At 56.5% G+C, this 14,187-nt stretch carries 8 protein-coding genes and 1 tRNA gene; 4 read left to right on the top strand and 5 right to left on the bottom strand.

Annotation, left to right across the window (positions count from 1 at the left end):
- Nucleotides 1–130: 130 nt before the first annotated feature.
- The 3 genes from HEQ72_RS11740 to putA all read right to left on the bottom strand — a co-directional run bounded on the left by HEQ72_RS11740 (nt 131) and on the right by putA (nt 6,057).
- Entirely contained in the window at nt 131–1,552 is a 1,422-nt protein-coding gene (locus HEQ72_RS11740; protein ID WP_168019277.1) for an SPOR domain-containing protein, read from the bottom strand.
- Nucleotides 1,553–1,672: 120 nt separating this feature from the next.
- Entirely contained in the window at nt 1,673–1,891 is a 219-nt protein-coding gene (locus tag HEQ72_RS07245) for a DUF4169 family protein (protein WP_168019279.1), read from the bottom strand.
- A gap of 266 nt (nt 1,892–2,157) precedes the next feature.
- Nucleotides 2,158–6,057 carry a bifunctional proline dehydrogenase/L-glutamate gamma-semialdehyde dehydrogenase PutA gene (gene putA / locus HEQ72_RS07240; RefSeq protein WP_168022971.1) on the bottom strand — a complete coding sequence of 1,300 codons (3,900 nt, stop codon included), beginning with the start codon at nt 6,055–6,057 and terminating at the stop codon, nt 2,158–2,160.
- A gap of 263 nt (nt 6,058–6,320) precedes the next feature.
- On the opposite strand from putA, the gene HEQ72_RS07235 reads away from it, so the two are divergent.
- The gene (locus tag HEQ72_RS07235; protein ID WP_168019283.1) at nt 6,321–7,199 is read left to right on the top strand and encodes a BadF/BadG/BcrA/BcrD ATPase family protein; all 879 of its coding nucleotides are present in this window, start codon (nt 6,321–6,323) and stop codon (nt 7,197–7,199) included.
- A 128-nt stretch (nt 7,200–7,327) separates the two neighbouring features.
- Here the strand turns inward: HEQ72_RS07235 and ettA are convergent, their stop codons facing one another.
- Nucleotides 7,328–9,007, bottom strand: coding sequence for an energy-dependent translational throttle protein EttA (ettA, locus tag HEQ72_RS07230; protein ID WP_168022970.1), 1,680 nt, complete (start codon nt 9,005–9,007; stop codon nt 7,328–7,330).
- 266 nt (nt 9,008–9,273) lie between these two features.
- Between ettA and HEQ72_RS07225 the strand changes: the two genes are divergently transcribed.
- Complete coding sequence (locus HEQ72_RS07225) at nt 9,274–9,639, top strand: hypothetical protein (RefSeq protein WP_168022969.1); 366 nt, start codon at nt 9,274–9,276, stop codon at nt 9,637–9,639.
- Nucleotides 9,640–9,771: 132 nt separating this feature from the next.
- Complete coding sequence (locus tag HEQ72_RS07220; RefSeq protein ID WP_168022968.1) at nt 9,772–10,959, top strand: acetyl-CoA C-acyltransferase family protein; 1,188 nt, start codon at nt 9,772–9,774, stop codon at nt 10,957–10,959.
- 46 nt (nt 10,960–11,005) lie between these two features.
- On the opposite strand, the gene HEQ72_RS07215 is transcribed toward HEQ72_RS07220, so the two are convergent.
- Nucleotides 11,006–11,082 (bottom strand) — tRNA-Ile (locus tag HEQ72_RS07215).
- Nucleotides 11,083–11,183: 101 nt separating this feature from the next.
- Here HEQ72_RS07215 and HEQ72_RS07210 point away from each other — a divergent pair.
- Nucleotides 11,184–14,162 carry a PAS domain S-box protein gene (locus HEQ72_RS07210; RefSeq protein WP_168022967.1) on the top strand — a complete coding sequence of 993 codons (2,979 nt, stop codon included), beginning with the start codon at nt 11,184–11,186 and terminating at the stop codon, nt 14,160–14,162.
- The last annotated feature ends 25 nt before the right edge of the window (nt 14,163–14,187 follow it).

Raw genomic sequence — 14,187 nt, 5'->3', positions numbered from 1 at the left:
TTCACTCTGTAAAACAGCACCAGACACCAACAAAACCAGAAAAACCAGTCCCTCAGCGTCGGGACGCACCTTCTAAGCCCCAACGCAAAAATCGTCAACACAATTCCTTAAACAAAACAAAAAAAATGCATCATCCCCCAAGAAAGACGGGTTCACAGCTTTGGCCCTGTAATTTCGAACAAAGTTCCTCGGCCTTCTGACGATCAGGGAGAGGACCCGCATTCAAACGAAAAAGAACCTTGTTATCCTGCGTTGTTATACGGGTAACCTTGGGCTGAAGGGCTGAGACATCAGGATGTTTCCGCTTGATCTCCTCCCATCCCATGCGGGCTTGGGCTTCACTCTCATACGAAGACAGAAGCACCGCAACCACCCCCCCGGACCCCGCAGCATTGCTGGCTGACGCATCAGGCTGTTGTGGATCAGATGGGCTTGGAACAACTTGAAGTGGCCCCCGCCCGCTTTGCAGGGTTGCTGCCGGATTTGCGACAGAAGCTGTAGGGAATGGCGGAGGCTCATTTGGTTTGCTCGTTGTATCTGGTGCAGGCTCGACAGGGGGTGGCGTTGGTTTTCCGCCGCTCTGGCCAGACCGTTCTATGGCCTGTTTTTCCAGCATATATTCTTCTTCGTTGATTAAGGCCCCCTTCTTCCAGCCATCCAGACGAGCGAGAGCCGACGTAACCTCTTCCGCGTTTGAGGGCCACCGGGGCGAATCACGCCTTACCCGTGGATCGGAAGGCATGATGCCATCCAGAATGGCTTTTCGTTCGATTTCATGCTGACCGACAGTCATACCCCGCCCCTCGACTGCGTCACGCAACGCACGAAGCCGACTGGTAACCTGCGCTTCATCTGGCGGGGGCTTTTCCAAGCCAACGGCAGGGGGACGCGGCGCGGTCAACGGGGTCAACAAACCAATGTTGGCGTTACGGCGGGCACCCCACTCCGTTTCAGTCACCAATCCAAGCTCAAGAAGACGTGTCATCAACGCAAATCTCTGTGCAATAGCTTCCAGCTCTGCCCCTGTTTCTCCTGCCAACGGAGGTGAAGGCGCAGATTGCTTGGATGGCTGGGCTTGGGCTTTGCTGTCAGGGGGAGGGGCCGACGGACGACCTATCCCGCCACTTTCCAGGAGGCGCAAGTTTTCACGGGCAACCTCGACGATGGGACGTGGCTGCAAGGATCCCCACAAGGACCCGGCTACATATCCCCTGGGATTACGCTGTAGAAGCTCGCGGTAATAGGTTATCGCTTGCTGGGGCCTGTTGGTTGTCTGGTACAGGGTTGCCGCAGCAAGAAGCAAGAGCGGATCCCGCTCCACCCCGGCCATTGTGGTCTTGTCGGCAGACAACGCGGCACGGATAGCCCATTCCGCCTCACCATAATCACCACGGGCCATGGCCGCCAGTGCCGCATTAACCTGAGATTTGGCACCAGGGGCCAGAAACCGGTTTACGCCGTCCGGGCCGTCAAGAAACGGGCCACACCCCGCCAATTGCAGGGCAAGCAGCATAACAAGAGCGGGTACACGTAATGCCAAAAACCGTTCCACGGGCACGCCCCCCTGCAGGCGGAGACCCGGTCACAGGAACCCCCCTGCAAACTCGGGCTTTTACAAAGCGCATTGTGTCAGCCTAGCATACAAGGGTAAAGGGAGGGTGAACGTACAGCCCTATTCCTTGTCTTGCGTTTCCTTCACAAAATCTCCGGACGGCGGGTTTTCCCTCAGGTGACCGTCCAGATACCGGTTATAGCGTTCCGTCGCTGCCCGCACGGAATCGCGCACTGCCTTGGCCTGTCCGTGCAAGGCACGGTTGGCTTTGGATTCTTTATCTTTGTCAGCCCTCTGCTTCTGCTTGCGGGCTTTTCTGAGGTTGATAACCTCGGACACAAAACCTCCTCCTCATCTCCTGCCCGGCATAGCCACGGATCTTACAGAACGCGTTGACAACAAGGTTTCTGCAAGGCCATGCAGTATCGTGCCTGTGAAGGCAAACAATAGCACACATTACGAACGAGTGCAGTGACAAGCACCATAACCCCCGATCACTATGCCTGAAGCATAGTAGGATCGTGTCCGCACATGTTCCGTTCTGCCATCTGCAAAAAAAAGGCCGGGAATCGCGTGGAATCCCGACCTTTTCTTGTTCTTCAGGCTCAGGATGCGGCATCACCAAGCATCATCAGCAGGGTGTTACCCCCTGCTGATGTAATATCCACGGTCAGGGTTCGCTCACAACAGAACCGCAGGACAAGCCCCGGCCCGGCATCTTCATCAACAACGGGGACAACGGCTCCATCACGGGCTGCCACAGCACGGGCAACCTGATCCAGAAGACCTCTGCCCCCCGAGACACCAACAGCCCCCACATCATGCAGATCGGCCAAGGCAGCAAGCGAGTCCGAAGGCGCTGCAACCACAAGCTCCAGCCCGAACGCTTGCGGCATAATGCACCGTACAGCCCCAGCCAGTGAAGGATGGACAACCATGACAACAGGATTTCCGGCACCATACGCTGCCGCAACCTTGGCAAGCCCCTGCTCCAGGGATGCATCCTGATCCATGAAAAGAACGACAGGGCCACGACCGGCCAGATGCAGGTCATTGGTCTCCCCGGTTGGACCAGGCATGCGAACCGGTCCCGACAGAAGGGCACGCACCTGCAGGGCAACCCGGTGCACAATCTCAGCATAAGCCGATAATGCTCCCGATGGGGTCGAAACACGGTCGGCCCCACCATCACGCTCCAGCAAAGCAAGAAGCTGCGCACCCTGATGCTGAAGCGTGGAAACCATTCCTTCCAGAACAGCCACGCGCTTGTCGAGGGACGTGAAGTCCGGCCTGGAGGCGGATCCTTCCCGCATGGCCACAGCCATGGCACGCACAAGTGCTGATGCCGGCGCCTGGACTTCCGACATCGGTGCCGGCAAGGAAGCCGAGACCCCACCTGGAGAGACCGTTGCAGGGCCATCGGCTGTCAGAGCTGAAGCCGGAAACGGATACGATCGGGCAAAGCGCTGCAGATAATATGGGCCACCCGCCTTGGGACCGGTGCCTGACAAGCCCTCTCCGCCAAAAGGCTGGACACCGACGACAGCTCCGGTCATGGAGCGGTTGACATACAGATTCCCGACCCTTGAATTCCGGAATACGTGCTGTGCCCTGGACTCAATACGGGTATGCACACCCATGGTCAGCCCGTACCCGGTATCACGGATATCGGCAAGAACGCGATCCAGATCCGCAGCCTTGTAACGAATCACATGGAGGATCGGGCCAAAAACTTCCCGCGACAGTTCACGTATACTCTCAATCTCGAACAGCCGTAGCGCAAAGAACACACCACGATCTGTACCGGCAGCCAGCGGACAAAGAGTGGCTGTGCGCCCTGCCGCTTCAAGCGCGCACGCATGCTGTTCAAGAACAGAGCGGGCCTCCTCGTCAATAACAGGACCAACATCGGTATCGATCCGCCCCGGATGACCAACCCGGACAGCACTCATGGCACCACGCAACATGGCGAGAACCGTATCGGCGATATCATCCTGAATATACAGAACCCGCAAGGCAGAGCACCTCTGGCCAGCCGACCCAAACGCAGAGAGCAGGACGTCACGAACAACCTGTTCCGGCAGGGCCGAACTATCCACGATCATGGCATTCATGCCACCCGTTTCCGCAATCAAGGGCACCGGACCAACACCGCGGGCAGCAAGAGAACGGGCAATCAGCCGCGCCACATCGGATGACCCCGTAAAAGCAACACCAGCAATATCGGGATCAGAGACCAGAGCCGCACCAACTGTTTCCCCGCGACCGGGCAACAGGGACAGGCTATCGACCGGAACACCGGCTTCATGCAACAAGCGCACAGCCTGAAAGGCTACAAGGGGTGTCTGCTCAGCTGGCTTGGCAATAACAGTATTCCCGGCAACCAAGGCTGCCGAGACCTGACCGGTAAAAATGGCCAAGGGAAAATTCCAGGGACTGATGCATAGAAATACACCACGACCGGTCAGCGCATGATCATCTGCCAAACGTAACGCTTCCGCTGCGTAATAGCGCAGGAAGTCAACCGCCTCACGGACCTCGGACACAGCATCGGGCAATGTCTTGCCTGCCTCACGGATGCACAGCGTCATCAGCAAGGCCATATTCTGTTCCATCAGGTCAGCCGCACGCCGCAGAATGGCGGCACGCTCGGCAACCGGTCGCTGGCTCCAGGCTGCAAACGAAGCCTTGGCCTTCCCCAATCCGTCGCGAATATCCTGATCCCCGGCATCACTGATGGTGCCGACAACATGATGGCGATCAGCCGGCGAATAGACCGGGCATGGCGTTCCGTTCCGAACCTCGCCACCCACAAGGGGGCCTGCCGCAAGCGTCGTCGCAGCATGTGTTTTCATGGCCTCGGCAAGATCTGACAGCATACGGCTGTCAGATAGATCCATCCCCGATGCATTGATCCGTCCAGAACCGTACAGATCACGCGGCAGGGGAATCCCGGGATGCCGGCGCACCGCCACAGAACGCAGGGCATCAACAGGGTTGGCAATGATGGCAGAAACCGGAATACGCTCGTCGACCAGCCGGTTGACAAACGATGTATTCGCACCATTTTCCAGCAACCGCCGGACCAAATACGACAACAGCTCGGCATGACTGCCGACAGGCGCATAGATACGGCATGGAATGCCCAGCTTGTCGGCCGGAACAATCTCCTCATACAGCTCTTCACCCATGCCATGCAAACGCTGGAATTCGAAAGGACGGCCGGCAGCCATTTCAAGAACAGCCGCCATGGTCTGAGCATTGTGGGTCGCAAACTGCGGGAAGAAGAGATCGCCATACCCGAACAGGGCACGGGCACAGGCAAGATAAGAGACATCGGTCGTCACCTTGCGGGTATAAACCGGATAATCCGCAAGCCCCGTCTCCTGAGCGCGCTTGATCTCCGTATCCCAGTACGCTCCCTTGACCAGGCGAATGTTCATGCGCCGCCCTACGGCACGCACCATGTCGGCCAGAATCTCCAAGGTCACACGCGTTCTTTTCTGATAGGCCTGCACCGCAAGCCCGAACCCTGTCCACCCGTCCAGGGATGGATCGCTGTAAACGCGCTGGATAATCTCCAGGGACAGCTCCAGACGATCTGCTTCCTCGGCATCAATGCAGAAACCAATATCGTATTGACGCGCCAGCCGGGCCAGGGTCAGGGTACGGCCGGCCAGAATCTCAAGCATATCAGATCGTTTTGCTGCCTCGTAACGCGGATGCAAAGCCGAAAGTTTGACAGAAATACCGGGACCGGCCAGAACACCGCGCCCGTTGGACGCTTGGCCGATGGCATGTATCGCCTGCTCATAGGCCACAAAGTATGCCCGGGCATCGCTTTCCGTCCGCGCAGACTCCCCAAGCATGTCGAAAGAATAACGGTAGCCCCGTCGCTCCTGTGCAGCACCACGCTTTCTGGCTTCCTCTATGGTACGCCCCAGAACAAACTGGCGCCCCATCATCTTCATGGCCTGACACAGGGCCTGACGAATCACCGGCTGCCCCAGACGCATGATCAAGGAACGCACAATGCGCATTCCATCCGCACCGGGCAAATCAGACGGCTGCAAGATACGACCGGTCACCATCAGACCAAGAGTCGCCGCATTGACAAACAACGATCGACTGTTGCCGAAATGCCGGTCCCAGTCTGTTCCACACAACCGATCCTGAACCATGGCATCAACCGTCAAGGGATCGGGAATGCGCAGCAAAGCCTCGGCCAGACACATGAGGGTCAAGCCCTCACGGGTTGACAGGTCATACTCATGCATGAAGGCGTCAACACCACCCTTGGCAACCCGATGGCTACGGACAGCAGACACCAGACGCGTGGCCATGGCATCAATCCGGTCCTGCTCCTCGCGGGAGCAGGCCGCTGCCTCTATGAGTTCGACGACCAGTTCGTCCTCGTCCCGACGATACTGACCGGCCAAACGATCACGCCAGGCGGGGAAATCCGGGGACTCAGGTGGAAAGACCAGCGGAAACTGTGCCGGCATACAATCACTCCCATATATATCATTTTGATTATGCGAACGGGCCACCGCGCTTCAGGTACTATAAACGGTCAGAAACTGTCCGCTCCGGCTTTGATATCTGCTTTTCTTTGATGACAGGAAAGGAAATATTCTACTGTTCAATACAGAAAGCTGCCGTTTCATATACACCATAAGCCCAGATACACAATTCCCACCCGTTGTATCATCTCATGACGCAATGGGTACAGACTTGGTAACATCACAACGCACATCCGGAACACAACATGATGCACCCCATGGCCTTTCGCTTCTTTCTCGGCCTTGATGGAGGCGGATCCCTCTGCCGAGCCCGTCTGACAGATCAGAACGGCACCACTATCGGAGAAGCGGAGTCCGGATCGTGCAACATCCGGCTGGGCACAAAAACTGCGTGGGCATCAATCAATACCGCCATTGATCTCTGTTTGAGGAAAGCCGGGCTGGATGAAGCCAAAGATCGACAAAACATTCGTGCCGTGTTTGGACTGGCCGGATTTGCACAGACAGACGATCCCGCACTCCTCTCCCACACACATGGGCTGGGATCACTGACCGTAACGTCTGACGCGCATATTGCTTGCACGGGGGCCTTTGGAGAAACGGATGGCGCCATCCTGATTCTGGGAACCGGATCGGCTGGATATGGCCGTGTCAATGGACGGGAAGTGTCTGTCGGCGGCTGGGGCTTTGAGGTGTCCGATCACGGCTCGGGCAGCTGGATAGGACGCAAGGCCGTAGAGTACGCCCTACTGGCGCTGGATGGATTATGGGAAAAGACTCCCCTGACCGGGATGATCATGGAATCCTTCAACCATGACCCAAAAGCCGTTGTGTCCTGGACGTCAACAGCACGCCCGAAAAACTATGCCAGCCTTGCCCCGACAGTGTTTGACGCAGAACAGCGCCACGACACAACGGCCCACATGATTATCAATGCCGCAGCCCGTGATGCCTCGGCCATGATACAGCGGCTTGTTGAACTGGGCGCTCCATCCGTTTGCCTGAGCGGAGGGATCGCTACCCGGCTTGAACCTTTCCTGACTCCTCAAGCCAAGAGCTTTCTGCGCATCCCCTTGGCAGATCCTCTGGCAGGAGCCATTCTTCTGGCCCGCAGGATTATATAACTCACCACAGCCTGTGACACAGGGCAGAGGTGAAATCATGCAAAATGCCCACGCCCACTGGTCCATAAACCAGAAAAGGGCGTGGGCATTGCCGGAAACGCCATAACAACTATGGCGTATATACCTGATCAGCGGTGGACAGGCTTGTAACGGATACGATGCGGCTGATCGGCATCCGCACCAAGGCGACGCTTCTTGTCCGCTTCGTAATCAGCAAAGTTCCCCTCGAACCATTCGACGTGGCTGTCACCCTCAAAGGCCAGGATATGCGTTGCAATACGATCCAGGAACCAGCGATCGTGCGAAATCACGACAGCGCAGCCGGGGAAGTCCAGCAGGGCATCTTCCAGGGCGCGGAGCGTATCAATATCCAGATCGTTGGTGGGTTCGTCCAACAACAGGACGTTCGCGCCAGACTTCAGCATTTTGGCCAGGTGAACACGGTTACGTTCCCCGCCCGACAGTTGCCCCAGCTTCTTTTGCTGGTCACCGCCACGGAAGTTGAATGACCCGACATAGGCGCGAGACTGGATCTTGCGCTTGCCAAGATCAATCTCATCGTGACCACCGGAAATTTCTTCCCACACCGTTTTGCTGTCATCCAGCGCATCACGGCTTTGGTCGACATAACCCAGCTTGACGGTCTCACCAACACGAATACTGCCGCCGTCCGGCTGTTCCTGACCGGTTAACATGCGGAACAGGGTTGTCTTGCCGGCGCCGTTTGGACCGATCACACCCACAATCCCGCCCGGAGGAAGCCGGAAAGACAGGTTATCGATCAACAACCGGTCACCGAAGGATTTACTCAGTCCGTCCGCCTCGATCACAACGCCGCCCAGACGCTCGGGCGTGGGAATAACAATCTGGGCCGTCCCGGGCTGGCGGTCCGCCGATTTAGCGACCAGGTCATCAAAAGCGGTAATACGGGCTTTCTGCTTGGCCTGACGCCCCTTTGGATTGGAGCGTATCCACTCCAGCTCCTGGGAAATGGTGCGCTGACGGGCATCTTCCTCGCGCTGTTCCTGCTCCAGACGCTTTTGCTTCTGCTCCAGCCAGGAAGAATAGTTGCCCTCATAGGGAATACCCTTGCCACGATCCAACTCCAGGATCCAGCCAGTCACATTGTCAAGGAAGTAGCGGTCGTGGGTAACAGCAACAACCGTCCCCTCATACTCCTCCAGGAAACGTTCCAGCCACCAGACAGACTCTGCATCCAGATGGTTGGTCGGCTCATCGAGCAGCAGCATGTCCGGCCGTGACAACAACAGGCGCGCCAGCGCAACACGTCGCTTCTCACCACCGGACAAGGTCCCGACGGGGGCATCCCCTTCCGGACAGCGCAGGGCATCCATGGCAATATCAACCTTGCGCTCGACATCCCAGCCATCGCAGGCATCAATCTTTTCCTGCAATTCAGCCTGCTCCGCCAAAAGGGCGTTCATGGCCTCATCGTCTTCGACCTCGGCAAACTTTGCTGAAACATCATCAAAACGCTGACGCCACGTGTAGACTTCGCCCAGCCCTTCCATAACGTTCTCAAGAACGGTCTTGGCATTATCAAGCTGGGGTTCCTGCGGCAAATACCCGACACGCACACCATCTGCCGCGCGCGCCTCACCGCTGAATTCCTGGTCGATACCGGCCATGATGCGCATCAGGGTCGACTTGCCGGCACCGTTGTATCCCAGAACACCAATCTTGGCTCCGGGCAGGAAGGATAGATAGACCCCCTCCACCACTTTGCGCCCGCCCGGATAAACCTTGGTCAGGTCACGCATGGTATAGATGTATTGATAGGCGGCCATGTATCCTCCGTTTGCGAACTGGCTCGGGAACTCTGCCGTGGGTTTTACCCCACACAGACAGGAAGGAAAAGACCAGATACCGCTATCTGGCTATTCCGGGGTAGATCAACACCCGAATTGTCATTCCATTGTGTTGCTCCTGCATAAGAAACGCTCATAAAAGCACAAAAACACGCCCCTGGGTGCATTTTTGGACTGGAGAAAAAGATCACAGAAGGGCAGTGTGCTGCAGATTCTTTATTGGACACACATACTACAGGTGTAACATGACCCTCCAGGAAGCTGCCCTGATGTACGCCGCCCGTGCGGCGGCCTTCTGGGTTCTGTCGTCCCTTGGAATAACCCTTTTCCTCTGTTTTGCCGATACACCAGCCGCAGCTATGTCGGTGGGTGCCATCATTGCTGCCAGTGGTGCAGCCGCTCTGCTGATGCGGGGCCGTAAAGTGGCTGAAACAGGCCCCTTGGAAGGTCCGGTATGGGCCGCAACAGCACCACAGGCCCGCCCCCCGGCAGCCCAGGCCCGTCATGAAGTTCCCCATGCCCTGCTGGTTGCTCATCGCTCCTGTGCACGGTTCTGCGCCGGCCTTGGTGTTGTGCTGTGTGTTGGCAGCCTGATGCTGCAATCCATGTAAGCGGTTCAAGATCACGCGCTATACAAAGGCTGGTTGCCGTACTGGTGCCGTCCCTTCATAGTGCCCCATGATCAAGCACTGCGTGTATATCCTTCCGGGAAAACCGCAGACACGGGGAACAAGGAGGGAAACATGGCTGAATCTGTAGTCATTCTGGGAGGAACGCGAACCGCGATTGGCGCCTTTGGCGGTTCGCTCAAGGACTTGACGCCATGCGATCTTGGGGCACTGGTGATCAAGGAAGCCCTGACACGAACGGCCATTGCACCCACAGATGTCGGGCATGTGGTCATGGGGCATATTATCCCGACTGAGCCGCGAGATATGTACGTCTCCCGCGTGGCTGCCTGCAAGGGCGGCATTCCGGACCATGTTCCGGCCATGACCGTCAATCGCCTGTGTGGATCAGGCCTGCAGGCGGTCTTGTCGGCAGCGCACTTTATTATGCTGGGTGACTGCCAAATCGCTGTTGCCGGTGGCACAGAGGTGATGAGCCGGGGCAGCTACATTCTGCCGACTGCACGCTGGGGTGCCCGCATGGGCGATAGCACCATGGTCGATATGATGACAGGCGCCCTGACAGATCCATTTGGCAACGGCCACATGGGGGTAACAGCAGAAAATGTCGCGGCAGCACACTCGATCAGCCGTGATGAACAGGATGGCTTTGCCGCAGAAAGCCACCGTCGGGCAGCACGTGCCATCGCATCCGGTTTCTTTAAAAGCCAAATTACCCCCGTAACTATAAAAACACGGGGCAAGGAAACCGTGTTCGATACAGATGAGCATGTTCGTCCCGAGACGACTTCGGCCAGTCTTGCAAAGTTAAAGACCATTTTTCGCGAGAGCGGCTCTGTCACCGCTGGAAATGCATCCGGCATCAACGACGGCGCGGCTGCCCTTGTCCTGATGGCAGAGCGCGAGGCATCGGCCCGCAAGCTCACCCCCATGGCCCGGATTGTCAGCTATGGTCACGCGGGGGTCGATCCGTCCATCATGGGAATAGGACCGGTTCCCGCCAGCATGATCGCCCTGAAAAGGGCCGGCCTTACGGTGTCTGATCTGGACTTGGTTGAATCCAACGAGGCATTCGCCGCACAAGCCTGTGCCGTGAACCGGAAGCTTGGCCTAGACCCGGAGAAGGTAAATCCGGACGGCGGGGCTATTGCCTTGGGCCATCCTGTTGGCGCAACCGGTGCCATACTGGTCATAAAAGCCATACACGCCCTGCACCGTACCAACGGGCGTTATGCCTTGGTAACAATGTGTATCGGGGGCGGGCAGGGCATTGCCCTGATCCTGGAACTTATGGGTGATTAACATAAAAAAATACCGCGCCTTGATAGAAATCATGCGCGGTATTTTTTGGTAGGCCCGGAGGGACTTGAACCCCCAACCAGACCGTTATGAGCGGTCGGCTCTGACCAATTGAGCTACAGGCCCCCGAAATGTTGCCAGACAGCCCTGTAATGGACCACCTGCGCAGGGGAGGTCCGTATATAGCATTTCCCGGCAAAGGAAAAGCCGGAACCTTTATTTTTTGCATGTCTGCGGAAAATCCGGGGAAATTGTCCCCTCTTTTTGTGGACAGTTTCACGGGTTTGTCCACACTGTACCAGAGTGCACTTGATCAGGCAGCGCGACGATACCCGATGACCGATCCCTATGCATCGCTCCCGGCTGTTGTTGACCTGCCCCGGCGACATGGGATTCTCAATGTGGCCTGGGGTGGTTTTCTGGCTGTCCTGTCGGCATTGGTCGGCTGGCTGATATGGCTGGCTCATGAAGGCGTGGATCAAGCAAGAACAAGCACAGATCTGTATGCACGCAATCATATTGATACAGAAATCACAGAGCTCCGCCGGGGGCAGGAACGTCTGATACGTGACTACAGCCTGTGGAGTGACGCATGGGAGAAACTCTTCCTGCTCCCCGATCAGGAATGGATCCGGGATAATTTCGGGCAGGAGCTGAACAGCACGTGGGGCGTAAGCCGGGTCTTTATTGTTTATGGCAGCGGGCCCATCTCGGAAATCAAGCAGGGAATCCCTGAGCTTATGTTCACCGAAGATGATCCACTGCTGCATTCCGTATGGGAAACCGCCTCCGCTGTCCGTGAAGCATCGGCCTTAAGTGGCACACACCGCCAAGCCAGCCAGTTCTTCAGTTCAACCGGAACGGCCTGGATCCTGGCAGCAGGTATTCTCTCCAACCCGGAACCCCTGCCCCGGGATGCCCGGCTTGAGGCTATGCCTGTCTTGGTAATGGCTCGCGCCCTGGACTCCCGATGGATCGACGGGATTGTGCGTAAAATCGGGCTCAGCAGCCTCTCTATTATCCCTGCGTCCTTGGCACACGAAACCCTGAATGATAAAGATACCAGTATGGTTCCATTACAGGGAACCCCTGGTCAATCCGTTGCATGGTTGCGCTTCACAACGAATCAATCTCCCCTGTTTTATTTGGCGCGCCGAATCAGCCTGATCAGCTTCGGCCTTCTCTTGGCTATTGCCTTGGGGCTTATACTGCATCTGCGAACAACGGTATTGGCGCGATCAGCCCTGCGCCTGAATACGCGCCTGATGGAAGAGCTGGAGTCCAGACAGCATCAAGAACATACACCTCTTGATGAAGAGGAAGCAGATGAAGAAGAGAACACCCTCGCCGAAGGTTCGGGAGATGACCACACCACAACCCCGGACGTGCCAGAAAGTAGCCATGGCATACCCAATGGCTATGTCCTGATCGGGTATTCCGGAAACATTCGCGGTGCAGATTCCGGGGCCTGCTCCCTGTTCGGATACAAAAGCGGGGAATTGGACGGAGTACCAGTATCAACACTCCTGCTCACCGACAGTGGTACATTCTCAGTCTCCATGGAATCTGGCGCAACAGAACAGGGACCCCGCACACGAAGAGCCAAGGCACTGCACAAAAGCGGCACTGTCCTACCTGTTGATCTGACGATCTCCCATCCGGATGATGATCACGACAGTCTCCGTATTCTGATCAGCCCTCGCTCTGCTGACAAGGATCTGGCCGAAAAATTCCTGTTCATGATCAACCTCCTCCCTGCGGGTATTCTTGTTCACCGTAATCTCAAGCCGTTGTTTGCCAACCAAGCCTTCATGGATATGGTTGGGCTGGACAGCATGGAAGACCTGCCATTACCCGGGGGCCAAGCCGATACACTGATGCCAATGGGTCAGAACCACCAGGATGATAACGATGGCAAAACACTGACTACGTCTTTCGAAACACTTTATCGCCAGAATGATGGCTCAACATTGCGCGTGCGTACAACCAGCTTCCCCGTGCTGTGGGATGGAGACACGGCGATATGTACACTTATGATAGACATCACAGGTGAGCATGCCCTGCGCAGCCTACAGGAAAAAACTCTCTTCCGGCTTCAGCAAATCATAGACACGACCGAAGAAGGCTACATTCGTCTCGATGCAGATGACTTGATCGTGGAAACAAACAACAAGACACGCTCGATCTTGGGGTATGAGCCAGATGACATGCAAGGGCGCCCGATTACGCTCTTCATGACGCAGGAATCACGCGATAGCCTGAAGGGCGATGCCTTGCTGGAGAAAACAGAAATACACCGCCGGTATACGCTGGAGTTCGTCAGTCATGATGGAGATGTTATCCCCCTCGATGTCTCGGCATCTATTCTGACCGAAAATGATGGCACCCGCTCTGGATCATTCGTGTTTTTCCGGGATATCAGACAGACCCTTGCCTATGAGCAGGCGCTGATTGACGCCCGGGAAACAGCAGACCGGGCGAACCGGGCAAAATCTGATTTTCTATCCCGCATGAGTCACGAGCTACGGACACCCCTGAATGCCATTATTGGCTTTTCCCAGCTTATGGAAAGCAGCAAGTCCGAAACCCTGAGCGACAGACAAAGAAGCTGGTTGTCGCATATTCACCAATCCGGCAAGTTATTGCTGACCCTGATCGATGAAATCCTCGACTTGGCCCGCATTGAAAGTGGCCAACTGACGCTGGATATCGGGCGGGTTGAACCCTCCAAGATCATCAAGGAATGCATGGGACTCACTGACACCATGGCGCGTGAGTTTGGCGTTCAGGTTATCGCGGCCCCCGAAACGGAAAAGGCTCCTGTCGTTCTGGCCGATGCACTCAGAATGCGACAGATCCTGCTGAATCTCGTCAGTAATGCCATCAAGTATAACAAGGCTGGGGGCAGCGTTACGATCGATTATTCCAGAGATGCCCCTGATGGATACGTCCGGATCACCGTAACAGACACCGGCGCCGGTCTTCCCGAAGAGCGCAGGGCGGACCTGTTCCAGCCCTTCAATCGCCTGGGGCAGGAAAGTGGACCGATACAGGGAACGGGGATAGGGCTTTCCATTACGGGCCTGCTGGTCAAGAAAATGGGCGGCACCATCGATTTCACCAGCACGGTCGGTACAGGCAGCACATTCTGGTTTGATCTCCCGGCAGCAGAAGCAACAAAAAAAGAAACCACCAAAGAAGGCTGAGTGAATAATGCACCGATAATGCATG

Source organism: Haematospirillum sp. 15-248 (assembly GCF_012102665.1).
In the GTDB taxonomy this organism is placed as follows: domain Bacteria; phylum Pseudomonadota; class Alphaproteobacteria; order Rhodospirillales; family Rhodospirillaceae; genus Haematospirillum.
This window is presented reverse-complemented; position numbering and strand designations above follow the sequence as displayed.

Excerpts from the sequence above, each read along its gene's own strand:
- putA (WP_168022971.1), bottom strand. The coding sequence starts at position 6,057 with ATGCCGGCACAGTTTCCGCTGGTCTTTCCACCTGAGTCCCCGGATTTC.
- HEQ72_RS07235 (WP_168019283.1), top strand. The coding sequence starts at position 6,321 with ATGATGCACCCCATGGCCTTTCGCTTCTTTCTCGGCCTTGATGGAGGC.
- ettA (WP_168022970.1), bottom strand. The coding sequence starts at position 9,007 with ATGGCCGCCTATCAATACATCTATACCATGCGTGACCTGACCAAGGTT.
- HEQ72_RS07225 (WP_168022969.1), top strand. The coding sequence starts at position 9,274 with ATGACCCTCCAGGAAGCTGCCCTGATGTACGCCGCCCGTGCGGCGGCC.
- HEQ72_RS07220 (WP_168022968.1), top strand. The coding sequence starts at position 9,772 with ATGGCTGAATCTGTAGTCATTCTGGGAGGAACGCGAACCGCGATTGGC.
- HEQ72_RS07210 (WP_168022967.1), top strand. The coding sequence starts at position 11,184 with ATGTCTGCGGAAAATCCGGGGAAATTGTCCCCTCTTTTTGTGGACAGT.